Genomic DNA, 17,067 nt, shown 5'->3' with positions numbered 1-17,067 from the left:
ACAGGGGAAAGGGAAAACGAATCAGGGTGTTCGGGCCAAGCGCAGTTCTATGCCGTCGAGCATCAGGCCGAGGCCTTGTTCGAAGCGCGTGTCGAAATCGACCTCGCTCCAGACCTCACGGGCGTCCCAGCAGTGCGGGAAACGCGCTTCGGCCAGGGCCATGAAGGCCTCGCCCAGCGCTTCCATGCTGCCGTCGCCGGGCCAGGACTGTTCTTCGATGACAAAGCCCATCGCGTAATACACAAGGTCCATCGAGGCAGTCGCGGCGAACCGCACCGACGCACCGGCGCCGACCAGCGCGGCGATGCTGGCCTCGCCCACCCGCAGCACGTTCTCGGTGGCCAGGAAGGTGCCTGCATACACCCGGGCACCATCGCGACGGGCCTTGAACGCAACCCGGAACTCGCGGGCGATCTGCAGCAGGGTCTGCCGCCAGGGCTGGCCTTCGGGAATGTCGCGGGCCACGTCGACAATCATGGCGTCGGCCATGGCATCGACCAGCGCCTGCTTGCTCTTGAAGTGCCAGTACAGCGACGGCGCGCGGATGCCCAATGTGCAGGCCACCTTGCGCAGGGTCACGCCCTCCATGCCGGCCTCGTCGAGGATCTTGAAGGCAGCCTCGACGATGTTGTCCCGGGCGATGGGTTGGCGCACTGGGGGCTTCTACCTAACGTTGTTAGGGGGCGAATCTAACAGTGTTAGGTTTACTTGTGCAAGGAACGGCCCCGTCGCGCTTCGTGGGCGCCGGGCACCGCGAGGACACGCATGGCGTGCCCCTACGGGTGGGGCCGGATGCGGCGCGACGCGTGGCATACTCCGCCGACTTTCCCTCCGGCCGCAGGTGCGCCTGCTCCACTGGTCCGCCGCCATGCCCTGGCTTCCGGTTCGTCATGCATCCGCGCACGTCACGAACAGGAGCCGCGCCGGTTTCTGCCGACCGCTGCTGATTGGCCTGCTGGCCCTGCTCGGCGCGCTGCCGTCGGCGCAGGCGCTGTCGCCGGACCGGGCGCTGTCCCAGTTGCGGCATGACCGCTGGACCCCGGACAACGGAGCACCGGCACAGATCTTCTCCATTGCCCAGACCCCCGACGGGCTGCTCTGGCTGGGTTCGCGGCAGGGTCTGTACCGCTTCGATGGCGTGCGCTTCGAGCGGATCACCACGGCCGGCGGCAAGCCGCTGATCGATGACGACGTGTTGAGCCTGCTGGCCGAGCCCGACGGCTCGCTGTGGGTGGGCTATTTCAACGGCGGCATGAGTCGTCTCGGCGGTCCGCATCCCGGGCAGTACGCGTACCAGCGCGAAGATGTCCCACTGGGTTCGGTGATGGGCTTCGCGCGCGACAGCACCCGCCGTCTGTGGGCGATCACGGCGGCGGCGGTGGTCTGGCTCGACCCCGCCAGCGATACCTGGAAAACCGCGCAGGACCAAGGGATCGATCCGGCGTGGCGACCGGAGCGCCTCTTTGCCGACCGCCAGGGCGGTCTCTGGCTGGCGTACTCGGTCGGCAACACCTTCGGCATCGCGCATCTGGCGCCGGGCGCCGCGCGGTTCCAGGCCTACCCCAAGCCGGTGCAGATTCCCTATTTCGACCAGGCCGCCGACGGCACGCTGTGGGCGGTGGACTATTGGGGCGCGCGTCCGCTCGCCCAGGCCGATCCCGACCCGCGCCATGCACGGGCCACGGTCAGCTGGCTCGATCCCGCCTTCAAGGGCGCGGGGCTGCGTTTCGACCGCGATGGCGGCATGTGGCTCAGCACCGCCGGCGGAATCGCGCGCGTGCGCGATCCGAAGGTGCTGCGCGCCCCTGGCAGCGGCAACCTGCCGGCGCCGATTGAATACTTCGGCACGCAGCAGGGCCTCAGCTCCGAGGTGGTGTGGACGCTGTTCGAGGACCGCGAGGGCAGCCTCTGGGCCGGCACGGCCAACGGGCTGGACCGCTTCCGCGGCAATGCACTGGCGGCGATATCGCTGCCACGCCGGGAGCAGTCTTTCTCGATCGCGGTGGACAAGGCCGGACGGCTGCTCGCCGGGAACCCCGACGGCAGCCCGATGTGGGTCACGCCTGATGCCAGCCAGCCGAGTGGCGCCCGTGTGGTCGACCTGGGTGGCATGAAGATGGATGGGGTAACGGCCCTGCACCGCGACGGCAGCGGTACGCTGTGGGTCGGCAGCGGCGGTGGCCTTTTGTCACGGGTGGGACCCGCCGGCCTGGAGAACGTGGCATTGCCGCCGGAGCTGCAGGGCAGCGGCATGATCGGCATGCTGGCCAGCGACCGCGCCGGCGGCCTCTGGGTAAGCCGGCTCAATGGCGGCCTGCTCCGGCTGTACAACGGCACGTGGGAAGGCCAGAACGCAAAATACGGCCTGCAACCGGGGGTAATGCCACGCGCGCTGGCCGAAGACGCGCAGGGCCGCATCTGGTCCGATGCCGGGCAGACCATCCGCGTGTTCGAAAACGGCAAGCGGCGCGACTTCACGGATGACGGCCCGGGCATCGGTCGAATCGCCCTGTTGCAGGCGCACGGCGACGACCTCTGGATCGGCGCCGCGCAGGGCGTGGCGGTGCGCAGTGGCGAGGTGTTCCACCGCCTGCTCGGCCAGGGCGGGGAGCGCTTCGAGCGCACCACCGGCATCGTGCTGCTGCCCGATGGCGAGCTGTGGCTGGGCGGCGGATCGAGCTTGAGCCGGGTGCCGCCCGCAGAGGTGAAGCGCTGGCGCGCCGATCCCTCCCATGCGGTGGCCTTCGAACGGTTCGGCGTGCTCGACGGCCTGCGCGGCAGCACCGAGCAGAACGGTGGCGTGCCCTCGGTGCTGAGCGATGGCCAGGGCCGCATCTGGTTCGCGACCAACCGCGGCGTGCATTGGATCGACCCGCGCGCCATCACGCGCAATCCTGCGCCCGCTCCACTGCCGCCGACGCTGCTGGGCGTGCAGGTGGACGACAAGGCGCTGCCACTGTCCCCGCACCTGCGCCTGCCCGCCGGCAGCCGCGACCTGCGCGTGGACTACACCGCGCCGGCACTGCGCATTCCCGAACGCGTGCGATTCCGCTACCGGCTGGATGGGGTGGACGACGCCTGGCATGACGCGGGAACGCGCCGGCAGGCGCTGTACAGCCGGCTGGAACCCGGCGGCTACCGCTTCCGGGTGATCGCCAGCGACGACGCCGGCACCTGGTCACCGCAGGAAGCATCGTTCAACGTCACCGTGTTGCCCGCGTTCTGGCAGACCGGTTGGTTCATCGGCGCGGTGGCGTTGGTCGCGGCCGCGCTGGTCTGGCTGTTCGTGCGCTGGCGCGTGGCCGTGGCGCGCCTGCGCGTGCAGCGCGTGTACCGGGCGCGGGTGGGCGAGCGCGAGCGCATCGCGCGCGACCTGCACGACACCCTGCTGCAGTCGGTGCAGGCGCTGATGATGCGGGTGGAATCCTCTCGCAGGCGGTTGCTGCTGGGCGACACCGCTGCCGCCGATGCCGGCCTCGTGCAGGCGCTGCAGGAGGCCGAATCGGGGCTGGTCGAAGGGCGCGACCGCATCCGCGCGCTGCGCCGTGACGAGCTGGCGTTCGACGATCTGGAGACGGCGGTCGCTACGCTGCCGGCGCAGCTGGAACTGCCGCCGGAAACCGACTGGTCAGTGGAGGTGCGTGGCGGACCGCGCCGCTGGCGCCATCCGGAACTGGACGAGGTGTACCAGATCGTGCGCGAAGCAGTGGCCAATGCCAGCCACCACGCCAGTCCGTCGCGCATCGTGGTGCGCATCACCTATGGCCTGCTGCACACCACCGTGGAGATCGAGGACAACGGCTGCGGGATCCAGGAGGACGTACTCGCGCGCGGCGGCAGCGACGGGCACTGGGGGCTGCCGGGCATGCACGAGCGGGCCGCGCTGTGCGGTGGCACGCTCGCGCTGGCCGCGCTTCCCGGTGGCGGCACCCGCATCAGGCTGAAGCTGCCGCGTTGGCGGGTGACACGCGGCGTCAGGGATCGGCGCTGAAGGGAATGCGTGCCAGCAGTTCGCGGGTACTCAGGATGGCGTGGGCGTAGGTCGGGCCGTTGATGTCGTGCGCGGCATGCATGGCGGCCTGGCTGAAGGCCGCGGTCGCATCACGCACCAGGGTGACGTGGTACCCCAGTTCACTGGCGAAGCGTGCGGTGGTTTCGATGCACGTGTTGGCGATCAGGCCGACCACGATCACGTGGGTGACGCCGTGCTGTTTCAGCAGCAGGTCGAGGTCGGTGTTGGCAAAGCCACTACCGCCCCAGTGTTCCTTGACGATGATGTCGTGGGGCTCGGGCGCGAAATCGGGGTGCCACTCCCCGCCCCACCCGTCACGTGCGAACACCTGTGCCTGCGATGCGCCGCGCTGGTAGGGCGTGGGGTGCTTCCAGCTTCCCAGGTCGTCGGGCGTGGCGCGGTGGTGCGGCACGATGAACAACGGCCAGCGCGCGCAGTGCACCGCGTCGCGGATGCGGCGCAGGTTGGCGTGCAGGTCGACGGCGCTGGCCACCTCGGCCACCGAGGGCCAGAGCTTGCCGCCTTCGGCAAGGAAGTCGTTGTAGGGGTCGACGAACAGCAGGGCGGTATGCCCGGCAGGGTAGGCAGGTGCGCTGGCGCTCATGGTGCGGCGGCTCCCGGGCCGAGGGACGTCCCTTCATGCCCAGCGTCGGGCACCCTAATACGGTTGTCGTGGCGTGTTCCGGCCATGCCGGCGCCCCCCATTCGGGGGCGTCGGCCACGCACACCCGGCACCCTTGCGCTGGACCGCGCCACGATGCAGGGTAGTCACCTGCCCGGGGCGCCCGCCATGACCATCCGCATCCTGACCATCGACGATCATCCGCTGATCCGCCAGGGCATCGCGTCCATGCTGGAGGTCGAGCCGGGGATGGAGGTGGTGGGCGAAGCCGCCGACGCGCAGAGCGGCCTGGAACAGTTCCGGCGCCTGCTGCCCGACATCGCGCTGGTCGACCTGCAGATGCCCGGCATGAGCGGCATCGCGTTGACCCGGCGGCTGCGCGAAGAATTCCCGCACGCCCGCGTCGTCATCCTCACCACCTACCGCGGCGATGCCAACGCGCGCGATGCGCTGGCCGCCGGCGCCTGCGGCTACCTGCTCAAGAGCTCGCTGCGTGGCGAGCTGGTCGACGCGCTGCGCCGGGTCGCGCAGGGCAAGCGCTGCCTGTCGGCGGAAATTTCAGAGGAGATCGCCCAGCACGTCGGCGAGGAAGCGCTGACCTCGCGCGAGCTGTCGATCCTGTCCGCGCTGGCCCATGGCTGGGAAAACAAGCGCATCGCCAACAGCCTGGGTATTTCAGCCGAGACGGTGAAGTCGCACCTGGCGCGCATCTTCGAGAAGGTAGGCGCGCGCACCCGCACCGAGGCCATCCACATCGCACTGCGCCGGGGGCTGGTGCGGCTGGAGGACTGAGCTAGGGCTTCAGCATCGGCAGCGGGCGCAGCGGATGGCGCAATCCATGCCGCAGCGAGAACTGCACCAGGCGCAGATGGAATCCCAATCGGGGGAACTGCGCCACGATCCGGGTGAAGTCCTGCCGGTGCAGCTGGAAACGCCGTACGCCCAGCGACACGTCGATCCAGTCGGCGCGACGGAATGCTTCTACACGCCGATCCTGGTCCCGCTCAACGCGGGACAGGCGGTGGTGTTCGCTGATCATCGCCACCACTACGGGCACCAGCTCGTCCCGGCCCTGGTCCAGCAGGTACCGGCGCGCAAGCCCTTCGGAGGGCGCGAGGTAATCGAAGGTGCCGGCCGTCCAGATCCCCAGGTCGTGGAACGCCACCGCCACCGCGAGCACGTACAGGTCCTGCACGGTGCCGGGCAGCAGGCACCAGCAGAAGTTGGCCACGCGGTAGGCGTGGTTTCGGTAGGGATGGTAGTCCCGACCCAGCGCCTGCGCGTGGTGTTCCAGGATTTCATCGAGCACTGCCAGGCGGTCGAGCATGCCGTACTCCCGGTGCACGCAGGGGGCGCGCTGGCGGCCAGCGTAACCGGAGCAGGCGCGACCGACCGGCCCCCGGATGGGGGAGAGGGCGCGCGCCCGAACGCCCGATGCCGGCGCCCCACCCGCATGTGAGGCTTCCTCCATGGCCTGCCGTGGCCATGCCCCTACTCCGAGGACCTGGCAATGCCTGCACATCGACTGGACCATGCCTCCGGCGCGCCGGTGGAGGACAACGACAACAGTCTCACGGCTGGCATGCGCGGCCCGGTGCTGCTGCAGGACATCTGGCTGCTGGAGAAGCTGGCGCACTTCGACCGCGAAGTGATTCCCGAACGCCGCATGCACGCCAAGGGTGCTGGTGCGTTCGGCAGCTTCACGGTCACGGCGGATATTTCCCGCTACTGCAGCGCCGATGTGTTTGCCGGCATCGGCCGGTCCACGCCCGTGTTCGTCCGCTTCTCCACCGTCGCCGGCGAACGCGGGGCGGCCGACGCAGAGCGTGACATCCGCGGATTCGCGGTGAAGTTCTACACGCGCCAGGGCAACTGGGACCTGGTGGGCAACAACACCCCTGTGTTCTTCTTCCGCGATCCCCTTCGTTTCCCCGACCTCAACCACGCGGTCAAGCGCGACCCGCGCACCGGTCTACGCAGCAGCAGCAACAACTGGGATTTCTGGACCCTGCTACCCGAAGCCCTTCACCAGGTCACCATCGTGATGAGCGAACGCGGCATTCCGCGCAGCTACCGTCACATGCACGGGTTCGGCAGCCATACCTTCAGCATGCTCAATACCCAGGGCAAGCGCCATTGGGTGAAGTTCCACTGGGTGTGCCAGCAGCCGATCGAGAACCTCTCCGATGCCGAAGCCGCGCAGCTCTGCGGCCAGGATCGCGAAAGCCACCACCGTGACCTGCTGGCGGCGATCGAGGCCGGGCAGTTCCCGCGCTGGACACTGTGCATCCAGGTCATGGACGAGGCGCAGGCACACGCGCACCCACACAATCCGTTCGACGTCACCAAGGTGTGGCCGAAGGCCGCCTTCCCGTTGCTGGAGGTCGGTGAACTGGTGCTGGACCGCAACCCGGACAACTACTTCGCCGAGGTGGAACAGGCCGCCTTCAGTCCCGCCAACGTGGTGCCGGGCATCGGCTTTTCGCCGGACCGCATGCTGCAGGCGCGGCTGTTCTCCTACGGCGACGCCCAACGCTACCGGCTGGGCGTCAATCACCACCAGATCCCCGTCAACGCACCGCGCTGCCCGTTCCGCTCCTACCACCGCGACGGTGCGATGCGGGTCGATGGCAACGCTGCCGGCAGCGTGAGTTACACGCCCAACAGCGCGGGGCAGTGGACCACGTCGACCGACATCCCGCGCACCGGGCTCGAGCTTGAGGGCCCTGCCGCACATTGGGACCAGCGCACGGTGGACGACCACTACGAACAGCCTGGCAACCTGTTCCGCGCCATGTCGCCCGCAGCGCGCGCGGCGCTCTTTGCCAACACCGCGCGTGCGATGCACGGCACCTCCGACGTGCTGCGACGACGGCATGCCGAGCACTGCCGCCGCGCCGACCCCGCGTACGGCGCAGGCATCACAGCAGCGTTGGGGCTCGAAGACCACCCCGAACACCAGCACGCCGCCGTGCGTGACCCGCGCGAACCTGCGTAAGCCCACGTCCCGATCATCTTCAGGTCAACCAGAGCGAGCCAGACCATGAGCTACTTCACCACATCCGACGGCACCTCGATCTACTACAAGGACTGGGGCACCGGCCCGGTAGTGTCCTTCAGCCATGGGTGGCCACTCAACGCCGATGCCTGGGAAGCCCAGATGTTCTTCCTGGCCAGCAACGGCTACCGCTGCATCGCCCACGACCGGCGTGGGCACGGGCGCTCCAGCCAGCCGTGGAACGGCAATGACATGGACACCTATGCCGATGACCTGGCGCAGCTGTTCGCGCACCTTGGAGTGAGCGAGGTCACCATGGTGGGTCATTCCACCGGCGGCGGCGAAGTGGCGCGCTACATCGGCCGGCATGGCACCAGCCGGGTGGCCAAGGCGGTGCTGATGGGCGCGGTGCCGCCGATCATGCTCAAGACCGCCGACAATCCCGACGGTCTGCCCATCGAGGTGTTCGATGGTTTCCGCAGCGCCTACCTGGCCGACCGCGCGCAGTTCTTCCTGGATGTGGCGACAGGTCCGTTCTTCGGTTTCAACCGCCCGGGCGCCAAGGTATCCGAAGGATTGATCCGCTCGTGGTGGACGCAGGGCATGCAGTCGGGCCACAAGAATGCGTACGACTGCATCAAGGCGTTCTCCGAAACCGACTTCACCGCCGACCTGGCGAAGTTCGATGTTCCCACCCTGATCATCCACGGCGATGACGACCAGATCGTGCCGATCAAGGCCGCAGCGCTGCGCTCGGCGACGCTGATCAAGGGCGCCCAGCTGAAGATCTACCCCGGCGGTGGCCACAGCCTGGGCGATACCGCCAAGGAGCAGCTCAACCAGGACCTGCTCGCGTTCCTCAGCACCTGAGCGCGCCTTCCCCCGCGCACCCCTTACGCGCCGGCCATGCAGGCGCGCTGCTTCGTCACCGAGGACCTGCCATGAATACTGTTCCCCCCGCAGCCCTGCATGCCGTGCCGTCCGACGTCCGCGGCCCCTCCCGCAGCGAAGAATTCATCAGCGGCGGCGAGCGCGAGCTGTTCATCCGCAGCTGGCGCCCGACCGGGAAGGTGCGCGCGGTGCTGGCCATCGTGCCCGGCTTCAACTCCCATAGCGGGCACTACCAGTGGGCCGCCGCGCAGTTCACCGCGATGGGCTTGGCCGTGTATGCCGTGGACCTGCGCGGCCGCGGCAAATCCACTGGTGAACGTTTCCATGTCGAGCACTTCGACGATTACCTGGCCGACGTGCAGTCGCTGCTGGATGTCGCGCGCTCGCGCGAACCCGGGCTGCCGGTATTCCTGCTCGGGCACAGTGCCGGCGGGGTGATCGCCTCGGCGTACACGCTGGCGCACCAGGACGAACTGGCCGGCCTGATCTGCGAAAGCTACGCCTTCCAGGTGCCGGCACCGGCGCCGGTACTGGCACTGGTGCGCTGGCTCAGTGGCCCGTTCCCGAAGCTGCGGGTGCTCAAGCTGCCCAACAAGGAATTCTCGCGGCTGCCCGAGGTGGTAGCGGCGCTCAATGCCGATCCCCTCATCGCCAACGAGAAGCAGACGGCGCTGACCGTGGCGCAGATGCTGGTCGGCATCGACCGGCTCAAGCGCGGTTTCCCGAGCCTGCGCCTGCCGGTACTGATCGCGCATGGCACCGCCGACAAGGTCACCGTCCCCGCCGGCAGCCAGGTGTTCGACGACAACGCCGGTTCAACCGACAAGACGCTGCTGCTTTACAAGGACCACGCCCATGACCTGCTCAACGATGCAGGGCGCGAAGGCGTGGTGCGCGACTTCCAGCAATGGATCGAGCGGCACCTCACCGCCGCCGCCGCGGCCGATGCGGAGCGCAGCGCATGAGTGCTTCGCTCCCTGCGACAACCATGCGCGCGATCGAAGCGCCGGACCGTTTCGTGGAGGTGCAGGGTCGTCGCCTTGCCTACCGTGACATCGGCAGTGGCACGCCGCTGCTGCTGTGTACGCGCTTCCGCGGGACACTGGATTATTGGGACCCCGCCTTCCTTGATGCGCTCGCGGCGCTGGGCTTCCGCGTGATCACGTTCGACTACAGCGGCCTGGGCGCGTCGACCGGCACGCCCGACTACGGCCCGACCGCGTTGGCCCAGGATGCAAACGACCTTGCCGAAGCGCTGCAGCTTGAGCGCTTCGTTCTGGGCGGCTGGTCGCTGGGTGGGCTGGCCGCACAGGTGTTCCTGGCGCGCTGGCCGCAGCGGCTTACCCACCTGGTGCTGATGGGGTCAGGTCCACCGGGCGACCTGGTGAAGGCACCGGAGCAGCTGTTCTACGACACCGCCAGCGTTGAGGTGAACTCGCTGGAGGATGAAGTGATCCTGTTCTTCGAACCGATGTCGGTGGCCAGCCAGGAAGCGGCGCGCGCCTCGCATGAGCGCATCGCGTCGCGGCCGGGTGCCACCGGCGTACCGGTGCCAATCGATTTCGCCCGTGCCGCCCTGGGCGACCGCCCGCGCAATCCGGTGTTTCCGGCACCCCAGGTGCTGGAGGTGCTCAGACATACCGACATCCCGGTGCTGCACATCGGTGGTGACCATGACGTCAGCTTCCCGGTCGAGAACTGGTACGCGCTCAACAACGCCCTGCCGACGCTGCAGCTGCTGACCTTCCCGCGTACCGGCCACGCGCCCCAGCACCAGCATCCGCAGGCGTGTGCCGAAGCCATCCGCTGTTTCGTTGCCTACGCATGAAGACCAGCCTTCGGGCCCATCCACCGCGGCCAATGACCGCGCACCTGCTTTCCTGATCGACCAGGCCAGGCGGATCGATACCGACGTCGAGAGCGTGATCGTCAGAGGCTCCGGCCATTGGCTGATGGAAGAGGTCCCGGAGCAGACGATCCCCGCGCTGGTCGCGTTTCTGGACAAGTAACCGCCTGACTACCCACCCTCACCGTGCGCGTTCAACCACTCGCGCGGCGAGGCGCCGGTGCGCCGGCGGAAGGCGCGCGAAAAGGTGGGCGCGTCGGCGAAGCCGAGCTCCAGCGCTACCTGCTTCACCGGACGACCGGCCCGCAGCAGCGAGGTGGCTACGTTGAGTTTCCAGTCCAGCGAATACGCCGCCGGCGTGGTGCCGGTGGCGGTCTTGAAGGCAGCGGCGAATGCGCTGCGCGACATGCCTGCGCGTTCGGCCATGCGTTCGAGGGTCCAGTCGGCATCGGGTTCGGCGTGCACCGCCATCAGTGCCTTGGCCAGGCGCGGGTCGGACAGGCCCATCATCATGCCGGGCGACACCTGCGCCTTGCCCGGATGGTCGATGATCCAGCGCAGCACCTGGATCAACACGACCTCGAACAGGCGGTTGGCGAGCAGGCGCGACCCGCAGCGCAACTGGTCCGATTCGGCGAACAGCAGGTCCAGCGTCGCCTGCAGGCCGTCAATGGCGCCTAGTGGCAACACGATCGCTTCCGGCAGCGACTGCACGATCGGGTTGCGGGCGCCACCATCGAAATCGAGCGTGGCGCAGGTGAAGTCCGAGCCGTCCACCGGCGGGTTGATGAACTCGTGGTGCACCGCGCGCGGAAACAGCAGCAGCGTGGGCTCGCTCAGATGGGTGCGTGCCAGGCGCGAGCCGTCGCGATACAGCAGGTCCATTTCGCCCCGGCGCAGCACGTGCAGGAAGCCGCGGCCAGGCTGCGCGTCGAAGTGCTGGTGCCCGCACAGCGGGCCGGCATGGAACAGCGTGGCGTGGACCCGGAACCGCTCCAGCACCGGGGTCAGACGGTCGATGGAAGGACTGGACGAATTGACATCTATGAGCGACATAAAGACACCAAACGTCCAGGACGGGTTCCTATTATGCCCATCAACCGGCCACCCCGCGCCGGCATTCAAAGGAATCCACACCATGTCCCGTATCCCGCTGATCAACGCCGGCGACACCACCGGCGAACGCCAGGCCCTGCTCGGCCAGATCCATTCCGCCTTCGGTGCCACCCCCAACATGTTCCGTGCCGTTGCCAATTCCACCGCTGCCCTGAAGAGCATGTGGGGGTCGTTCGGCGCGCTCGGCGGCGGCATCATTCCGGCCGCGCTGGGCGAGAAGATTGCCGTGGCCATCGCCAACCGCAACGCCTGCGAGTACTGCCTGGCCGCGCACACCGCACTGGGCCGCAAGGCCGGTGCCAGCAGCCAGGAAATGAGCGCCGCGCAGGGCGGTGAGTCCGATGATCCCAAGACGGCTGCTGCGCTGCACTTCGCGCTGCGCGTGGTGGAAGGCCGTGGCCAGATCGACGATGCCGATGTCGCCCAGCTGCGGAACGTGGGCTTCAATGATGAAGCGATCGTCGAAATCCTCGCCCACGTCGCGTTGAACCTGTTCACCAACTACGTCAACGTCGCCTTTGCGGTGCCGGTCGATTTCCCCGGCGTCAAACTGCGTTGATTCCAGCGGTCCGTGCTGGCCGGGTTCCGGCCAGCCAACCCAGGTGTTCCCTCCATCCTGATGCGTGAGACTACGGCAATGACCACGACCTACCGCCCGATCAACTGCGAGTTCCACGATGTGCTGGAAGCCACCGCCACCGGCCAGCGCCGCGTGACCATCGTGTACGTGGACGCGGCTGGAGAGGAATGCACGGCGCTGGCGCGGATCACCGACCTGCGTGCGAAGGAGGGCGCCGAGTACATGCACCTGGACGACGGAAGCGTGGTGCGCCTGGATGCCATTGCGAGCGTGGACGGCGTGCGGCTGGCAGCGTTCTAAAACCTTGGTATGCAGCCTGGTGTCCGCGCCGGTCCAACCGTGCATACCAAGAGATGGCTGTGCGCCACCCGGTGCCGGATCGATAGTGGGGCCTCACCCAAGGAGTCCACCATGTCCGACATCATCATCACCGACAAGCTGCTGTCCGCCTCCGCCTACACCGCGATCATCAACGCGCCGATCGAGAAGGTGGACATCGCGGACTGGCTGTTCAACCTGCCCGAAGCGGAGTATCAGCGCTGCTGCCCGCCCGACCATATCTCCGCTGGCTCGACCCGCACCGACGATGGCACGCGCATGTCCATCAATGTCGAGATGATCGGCAAGACGCTGATGGTCCAGCACTACGTGGCCGAAATTTCCAGGCCAAGCCTGTGCCGCATGGTATCCACGTCGGACGCGTTCACGCCCAACGGTCGCACGCGGGTGCAGGTGATCTGGACGCTCAGCGTGAAGAAGATCGACGAGAACACCTGCGAATACACCAACAGCGTCGTGGCCCACCCCACGCAGGAATTCCTGGACTTCATCGCCGAACACGGCACGCCGTTCGAAGACGCGGCCGACGCCCGCCAGCGCGATGGCGGCAACCACAACAGCCGCGAGACCCCGTTGTTCGCCGCCAGCATCGAGAGACATGCACTGGCTTCCGCTGCAAGCGCGTTGCTTTGACCTGGAACAGCCCCTGGCAGACGTCGTTCTGGACGCCGGTGAGTCCTTCCACCAAGTTCCCTGAACGCGCCCTTCATTCATGTACCGGTCAGTTCAATATTCAGGGCTGATTAGAGCGCCTAACGGATAATTCACACCTGTCGACCGTCCTTCTCTCTCCCCTCCCCAAGGGGGACGGTCGGCAAAACCAAATAATAAAAAGGTGTGTTCCCGATGATGAAGACCTCCCTGCTTGCCTTGGGCCTGATTGCTGCCCTGCCGTTTGCTGCTTCGGCTGCCGATGGCCTGTCGTACAACTACGTGGAAGGCGGCTACGTGAACACCGATACCAAGGGCGGCTCCGCCGACGGTTGGGCGGTGAAGGGCTCGGCCGCGATTGCGCCGAACTTCCATGTCTTTGGCGATTACAACTCGCAGGAAACCGACCGCGGCAACGTTGATGTTGACCAGTGGCGCGTGGGCCTTGGCTACAACTACGGCATCGCGCCCACCACCGACCTGGTGGCCCGCGTCGCCTACCAGAAGTTCGATCCGAAGGAAGGTCTGGATTTCAACGGCTACGCCACCGAAGTGGGCGTGCGCACCGCGTTCACCCCGATGATCGAAGGCTACGCGATGGCCGGCTACGAAGACTTCAGCAAGAAGCACGGCATCAACCCGGACGGCGAGTTCTACGGTCTGGTGGGCGCGCAGGCCAAGTTCAACCAGAACTGGGGCCTGAGCGGCCAAGTGAAGCTGGCCAAGGGTGGCGACAAGGAATGGTTCGTCGGCCCGCGCTTCACCTGGTAAGCCTGTAGCTGCACGGTACGTTGTTGGATGGCGTGATCTCTCTCCCTCACGCCATGAAGCCCGGCTTAGTAGGCCGGGCTTCACTTATATGGCGCCTACCTCGTCGGGGTGCCACGCAGAAACCCAGCGCAAGCTGGGTTTTCGCGTTCTGGGCATCCGGACGGGGTAAAAAAAACCCCGGCAATGCCGGGGTTCTTCCTGATCATTTGAACAGCGTATCCGGATATTCCGGTTTCTGTTCGCGGGCCAGCAGCGCGCGCAGGCCTTCTTCCGGGGTCTGTTCGCCGTGCAGCACGGCGCGGACCCGGTCGGAGATCGGCAGGTCGATGCCGTGGCGACGGGCCTGGCGCATGACTTCGTCGGCGGTCTGCACCGATTCCACCACCTGGCCGATTTCGCGGATCGCGTCCTGCAGTGACTGCCCACGCCCCAACGCCAGGCCCAGGCGACGGTTGCGCGAGAGATCGCCGGTGCAGGTCAGCACCAGGTCACCCAAGCCCGCCAGGCCCATGAGGGTTTCCGGCTTGGCACCAATCGCAGCGGCCAGGCGCAGCATTTCGTTGAGGCCGCGGGTAATCAGGCCGGCACGAGCGTTGAGGCCCAACTGCATGCCATCGGCCACACCGGTGGCCACGGCCAGCACGTTCTTCATGGCGCCACCGAGTTCGGCACCGACCATGTCATCGCCGGTATAGGCGCGGAATGCCGGGCCATGCATGGCTTCGGCCACCTGCTGGGCGAACTCGGCATCGTCGCCGTGCACGGTAATCGCGGTGGGCAGGCCCAGCGTGACTTCCTTGGCGAACGACGGACCGGTGACCACCGCCAGCGGCACTTCCGGCCCGAGGACCTCGCGCGCCACTTCATGCAGGAAACGCCCGGAGCCGGGTTCGAAGCCCTTGGTGGCCCAGGCCACGCCGGCAGCCGCCGGGCGCAGCGGCGCCAGCGCGCGCACGGTTTCACCGAACGCGTGCGACGGCACCACCACCAGGATCCAGGTGGCGTCCTCGACGGCCGCAGCCAGGTCCGTGGTGGCGCGCAGGGATTCCGGCAACGGAATACCCGGCAGGTAGCGGGTGTTCTCGTGGCGCTGGTCGATGGCCTCGACCATCGCCGCGTCGCGGCCCCACAGCACGGTCTGGCGACCGTGCCGTGCAAGCAGGCTGGCCAGGGCGGTGCCCCAGGAGCCGGCGCCGAGAACGGCGACCTTGTCTGCGTTGTTGCTCATTGCTGCAGCGCCGATCAGGCGTTGCCGGCCGGCTCGGAATCGGCGAGCGAGGTTTCGCCCTGTTCCTGGCGCTGGCGCAGGGTTTCGGCGTACAGGCCTTCGAAGTTGATCGGCTGCAGGAAGAACGGCGGGAAGCCGCCGGCCTGGATCAGCTCGCTCACCAGCGAACGCACGTATGGGAACAGGATGTTCGGGCACTGGGTGCCCAGCAGCACGTCGATCGACTGCGGGTCCAGGCCGACCAGGCCGAACACGCCAGCCTGCTGCACTTCGGCCACGTAGGCGGTCTTGTCGCCGGCCTTGCAGGTCAGGGTCACGGCCAGCACTACTTCGAAGGCGCTCTCACCCAGGCGCTGCACGCGCTGGTTCAGGTTGAGCTGCAGCTCCGGCTGCACGGCTTCGTTGAACACGGCCGGGGCGTTGGGCGATTCGAAGGAAACGTCCTTGACGTAGATCTTTTCGACGGTGAACGCGGGGCCGGTGGCGGCGTCGGCCGGCGCGATGGCGCCGTTGGTATTCGCTTCGGACATTTCCTGTTGCTCCAGAATGAATGCAGTAAAAACGGATTGTTACATGCCCTGCGATGGGGGCGTGTGGCGGCGCGCACAAGGCATGCCGCGCAATCCGGGCAAAATCAGTTGCGGCCCTTGACCAGCGGCAGCTCGGCCTGCTGCCAGGCGGGCAGACCGCCGTCGAGCACGTGCACCTGCTCGAAACCGGCCTTCTTCAAGGCCTTGGCGGCGGTTTCAGAGGCGGTGCCGGTACGGCACACCAGCACCACCGGGCGCTGCTTGGCGTTGGCCACCAGCTTGTGCTCCGGCCCGAACTGGGCAGGCTGCACGTTGCGGCTGCCGGCAATATGGCCCTTCTCGAAATCGGTGCCCGCCGACAGGTCGACCACGACCGCGCCGCCAGCATTGATCAGCTGGGTCAGCTCGGCCGGCTTGATCGACTTGTAGCCGCGCAGCAGGCGGCGCACCTCGGTGACGAGGATGGCGACGGTCAGGCCCACGAAGGCCATCGACAACATCGGGTTTCGGCCGGCAAAGGCCAGCAACTCTTCGTAATTCACTTAGATCACGGGTCGATTAGCGGGCGCCGATTGTCGCACATGCGGGCGAACCGGCGTCCAGCCCTGGGCCAGCTCAGGATTCCTGCCACAGGTCCGGCAGCCCACTGGCCTGCAGCCAGCGCTTGCCATCGGCATCCCAGCGCCAGATTTCCTTGACCCGCACCGAACGTTCGGACTGGGTGTTGATATTGATCACCCGGACCTCGGCATTGCGGCCGATCCGGCCGTCGGGCAGCGGCACGTTGTCGCCGGCGCGGTAGCTGGAGATCTTCACCTGCTCGAACCTGCGCAGTTCCAGGTCGGTCAGCGGGTGCTCCTTGGCGTAGGCCGGGTCCAGGTACGGCAGCATGTCTTCCACGGTGCCCCAGCGCATGGTCGAGTCGTACTTGACCTGGGTTTCCTCGAGCTGCTTGCGCTGCTTCTTGGTGGTTTTCTGCTCGCCGGCGAATGCCGACACGGAAGTCAGGGCCAGCAAGGCCAGCAGCAGGATCTGAAAGGTGCGACGCATGCGAATTCCCCAATCGGCAAGGCGCCCATCCTACCGCCTTGCGAAGGCAACGAAACGTCCGGTCAGTTCAGCTGCGGGCTTGCCGGCCTCGCCGGGCTGGCGGGCCACCACCTCGATGCGGGCCTTGCCGCGCTGGGCGAAGGTGGCCAGGAAGGTGTCCCAGTCCGCATCGTCGGCCGCCTGCGCCTGGGCCAGCAGGTCCTCATAGACCGGGGCCAGGTAGCGCACGTGGCTGTCGGCCACGTAGACATCGGCATCGAAGCCGGCCAGACGCAGGCGCAGGGTGACCAGCGCCCAGCCGGACAGGGTCAGCGCCGAGGACAGGCTGCCGCCGAAGGCGTTGCCCTTGTCATTGACGTTGGCGGCCAGCGGCGCGCGCAGGGCGAGCACGCCGTCGGCATAGGCATCCACGCGGATCTGCATGGCCGCTACA

General features: G+C 67.4%; 20 protein-coding genes. 11 read left to right on the top strand and 9 right to left on the bottom strand.

The window, feature by feature from the left end; genetic code table 11:
- Positions 1-21: 21 nt before the first annotated feature.
- Complete coding sequence (locus ACQG3P_RS08205; RefSeq protein ID WP_083214029.1) at positions 22-654, bottom strand: TetR/AcrR family transcriptional regulator C-terminal domain-containing protein; 633 nt, start codon at positions 652-654, stop codon at positions 22-24.
- Between the two features lie 214 nt (positions 655-868).
- Here ACQG3P_RS08205 and ACQG3P_RS08200 point away from each other — a divergent pair, with 214 nt between their 5' ends.
- Positions 869-3,991, top strand: a complete 3,123-nt coding sequence (locus ACQG3P_RS08200; protein WP_426804747.1) for a two-component regulator propeller domain-containing protein — start codon at positions 869-871, stop codon at positions 3,989-3,991.
- Here ACQG3P_RS08200 and ACQG3P_RS08195 read toward each other — a convergent pair.
- Complete coding sequence (locus ACQG3P_RS08195; protein ID WP_426804746.1) at positions 3,975-4,616, bottom strand: isochorismatase family cysteine hydrolase; 642 nt, start codon at positions 4,614-4,616, stop codon at positions 3,975-3,977. The genes ACQG3P_RS08200 and ACQG3P_RS08195 overlap by 17 nt on opposite strands.
- Before the next feature lie 186 nt (positions 4,617-4,802).
- Between ACQG3P_RS08195 and ACQG3P_RS08190 the strand changes: the two genes are divergently transcribed.
- A complete protein-coding gene (locus ACQG3P_RS08190; RefSeq protein ID WP_426804745.1) occupies positions 4,803-5,426 on the top strand; it encodes a response regulator in 624 nt (207 codons plus the stop codon).
- A gap of 1 nt (position 5,427) precedes the next feature.
- Here the strand turns inward: ACQG3P_RS08190 and ACQG3P_RS08185 are convergent, their stop codons facing one another.
- Positions 5,428-5,961, bottom strand: a complete 534-nt coding sequence (locus ACQG3P_RS08185) for a hypothetical protein (protein WP_426804744.1) — start codon at positions 5,959-5,961, stop codon at positions 5,428-5,430.
- 183 nt (positions 5,962-6,144) lie between these two features.
- Between ACQG3P_RS08185 and ACQG3P_RS08180 the strand changes: the two genes are divergently transcribed.
- The 5 genes from ACQG3P_RS08180 (at position 6,145) to ACQG3P_RS08160 (ending at position 10,532) form a co-directional block, all read left to right on the top strand.
- Complete coding sequence (locus ACQG3P_RS08180) at positions 6,145-7,632, top strand: catalase (RefSeq protein ID WP_426804743.1); 1,488 nt, start codon at positions 6,145-6,147, stop codon at positions 7,630-7,632.
- Positions 7,633-7,677: 45 nt separating this feature from the next.
- Positions 7,678-8,502, top strand: coding sequence for an alpha/beta fold hydrolase (locus ACQG3P_RS08175; RefSeq protein WP_426804742.1), 825 nt, complete (start codon positions 7,678-7,680; stop codon positions 8,500-8,502).
- A gap of 71 nt (positions 8,503-8,573) precedes the next feature.
- On the top strand, positions 8,574-9,488 hold the full coding sequence (locus ACQG3P_RS08170) for an alpha/beta hydrolase (RefSeq protein WP_217537669.1): 915 nt from the start codon (positions 8,574-8,576) through the stop codon (positions 9,486-9,488).
- Entirely contained in the window at positions 9,485-10,351 is an 867-nt protein-coding gene (locus ACQG3P_RS08165; RefSeq protein WP_426804741.1) for an alpha/beta fold hydrolase, read from the top strand. Before ACQG3P_RS08170 ends, ACQG3P_RS08165 begins: the two co-directional genes overlap by 4 nt.
- Positions 10,338-10,532 (top strand): alpha/beta fold hydrolase, encoded by a 195-nt coding sequence (locus ACQG3P_RS08160; protein ID WP_217539057.1) that lies wholly within the window; start codon positions 10,338-10,340, stop codon positions 10,530-10,532. Before ACQG3P_RS08165 ends, ACQG3P_RS08160 begins: the two co-directional genes overlap by 14 nt.
- Positions 10,533-10,540: 8 nt before the next feature.
- Here ACQG3P_RS08160 and ACQG3P_RS08155 read toward each other — a convergent pair whose 3' ends face one another.
- Positions 10,541-11,425, bottom strand: coding sequence for an AraC family transcriptional regulator (locus ACQG3P_RS08155; RefSeq protein ID WP_217539055.1), 885 nt, complete (start codon positions 11,423-11,425; stop codon positions 10,541-10,543).
- An 82-nt stretch (positions 11,426-11,507) separates the two neighbouring features.
- On the opposite strand from ACQG3P_RS08155, the gene ACQG3P_RS08150 reads away from it, so the two are divergent.
- The 4 genes from ACQG3P_RS08150 (at position 11,508) to ACQG3P_RS08135 (ending at position 13,826) form a co-directional block, all read left to right on the top strand.
- On the top strand, positions 11,508-12,044 hold the full coding sequence (locus ACQG3P_RS08150) for a carboxymuconolactone decarboxylase family protein (protein WP_426804740.1): 537 nt from the start codon (positions 11,508-11,510) through the stop codon (positions 12,042-12,044).
- Positions 12,045-12,122: 78 nt separating this feature from the next.
- Positions 12,123-12,365, top strand: a complete 243-nt coding sequence (locus ACQG3P_RS08145) for a hypothetical protein (RefSeq protein ID WP_320458332.1) — start codon at positions 12,123-12,125, stop codon at positions 12,363-12,365.
- A 111-nt stretch (positions 12,366-12,476) separates the two neighbouring features.
- Complete coding sequence (locus ACQG3P_RS08140; RefSeq protein ID WP_426804739.1) at positions 12,477-13,037, top strand: hypothetical protein; 561 nt, start codon at positions 12,477-12,479, stop codon at positions 13,035-13,037.
- Positions 13,038-13,253: 216 nt separating this feature from the next.
- Complete coding sequence (locus tag ACQG3P_RS08135; RefSeq protein WP_068854490.1) at positions 13,254-13,826, top strand: Ax21 family protein; 573 nt, start codon at positions 13,254-13,256, stop codon at positions 13,824-13,826.
- Positions 13,827-14,028: 202 nt separating this feature from the next.
- Here ACQG3P_RS08135 and ACQG3P_RS08130 read toward each other — a convergent pair whose 3' ends face one another.
- The 5 genes from ACQG3P_RS08130 to ACQG3P_RS08110 form a co-directional block, all read right to left on the bottom strand.
- Positions 14,029-15,054, bottom strand: coding sequence for an NAD(P)H-dependent glycerol-3-phosphate dehydrogenase (locus ACQG3P_RS08130; RefSeq protein ID WP_093535247.1), 1,026 nt, complete (start codon positions 15,052-15,054; stop codon positions 14,029-14,031).
- Between the two features lie 14 nt (positions 15,055-15,068).
- On the bottom strand, positions 15,069-15,584 hold the full coding sequence (secB, locus tag ACQG3P_RS08125; RefSeq protein ID WP_068848278.1) for a protein-export chaperone SecB: 516 nt from the start codon (positions 15,582-15,584) through the stop codon (positions 15,069-15,071).
- Between the two features lie 104 nt (positions 15,585-15,688).
- Positions 15,689-16,126, bottom strand: a complete 438-nt coding sequence (locus ACQG3P_RS08120) for a rhodanese-like domain-containing protein (RefSeq protein WP_184126254.1) — start codon at positions 16,124-16,126, stop codon at positions 15,689-15,691.
- A gap of 73 nt (positions 16,127-16,199) precedes the next feature.
- Positions 16,200-16,634: a hypothetical protein gene (locus tag ACQG3P_RS08115; RefSeq protein ID WP_249833460.1), complete on the bottom strand. Its 435-nt coding sequence runs from the start codon at positions 16,632-16,634 to the stop codon at positions 16,200-16,202.
- Positions 16,635-16,664: 30 nt separating this feature from the next.
- On the bottom strand, positions 16,665-17,067 hold a 403-nt coding region (locus ACQG3P_RS08110; protein WP_426804738.1), incomplete at its 5' end, for a YiiD C-terminal domain-containing protein.

The sequence above is a fragment of the Stenotrophomonas sp. SrG genome (genome assembly GCF_050031795.1).
Taxonomy (GTDB): domain Bacteria; phylum Pseudomonadota; class Gammaproteobacteria; order Xanthomonadales; family Xanthomonadaceae; genus Stenotrophomonas; species Stenotrophomonas rhizophila_A.
The sequence above is the reverse complement of the archived record's forward strand: the minus strand, read 5'-3'. Positions and strand labels throughout refer to the sequence as shown.

Bases quoted from the DNA above. Each gene is read 5' to 3' on its own strand.
- ACQG3P_RS08200 (WP_426804747.1), top strand. From the start codon at position 869: ATGCCCTGGCTTCCGGTTCGTCATGCATCCGCGCACGTCACGAACAGG.
- ACQG3P_RS08195 (WP_426804746.1), bottom strand. From the start codon at position 4,616: ATGAGCGCCAGCGCACCTGCCTACCCTGCCGGGCATACCGCCCTGCTG.
- ACQG3P_RS08190 (WP_426804745.1), top strand. From the start codon at position 4,803: ATGACCATCCGCATCCTGACCATCGACGATCATCCGCTGATCCGCCAG.
- ACQG3P_RS08185 (WP_426804744.1), bottom strand. From the start codon at position 5,961: ATGCTCGACCGCCTGGCAGTGCTCGATGAAATCCTGGAACACCACGCG.
- ACQG3P_RS08180 (WP_426804743.1), top strand. From the start codon at position 6,145: ATGCCTGCACATCGACTGGACCATGCCTCCGGCGCGCCGGTGGAGGAC.
- ACQG3P_RS08175 (WP_426804742.1), top strand. From the start codon at position 7,678: ATGAGCTACTTCACCACATCCGACGGCACCTCGATCTACTACAAGGAC.
- ACQG3P_RS08170 (WP_217537669.1), top strand. From the start codon at position 8,574: ATGAATACTGTTCCCCCCGCAGCCCTGCATGCCGTGCCGTCCGACGTC.
- ACQG3P_RS08165 (WP_426804741.1), top strand. From the start codon at position 9,485: ATGAGTGCTTCGCTCCCTGCGACAACCATGCGCGCGATCGAAGCGCCG.
- ACQG3P_RS08155 (WP_217539055.1), bottom strand. From the start codon at position 11,425: ATGTCGCTCATAGATGTCAATTCGTCCAGTCCTTCCATCGACCGTCTG.
- ACQG3P_RS08150 (WP_426804740.1), top strand. From the start codon at position 11,508: ATGTCCCGTATCCCGCTGATCAACGCCGGCGACACCACCGGCGAACGC.
- ACQG3P_RS08145 (WP_320458332.1), top strand. From the start codon at position 12,123: ATGACCACGACCTACCGCCCGATCAACTGCGAGTTCCACGATGTGCTG.
- ACQG3P_RS08140 (WP_426804739.1), top strand. From the start codon at position 12,477: ATGTCCGACATCATCATCACCGACAAGCTGCTGTCCGCCTCCGCCTAC.
- ACQG3P_RS08135 (WP_068854490.1), top strand. From the start codon at position 13,254: ATGAAGACCTCCCTGCTTGCCTTGGGCCTGATTGCTGCCCTGCCGTTT.
- ACQG3P_RS08130 (WP_093535247.1), bottom strand. From the start codon at position 15,054: ATGAGCAACAACGCAGACAAGGTCGCCGTTCTCGGCGCCGGCTCCTGG.
- secB (WP_068848278.1), bottom strand. From the start codon at position 15,584: ATGTCCGAAGCGAATACCAACGGCGCCATCGCGCCGGCCGACGCCGCC.
- ACQG3P_RS08115 (WP_249833460.1), bottom strand. From the start codon at position 16,634: ATGCGTCGCACCTTTCAGATCCTGCTGCTGGCCTTGCTGGCCCTGACT.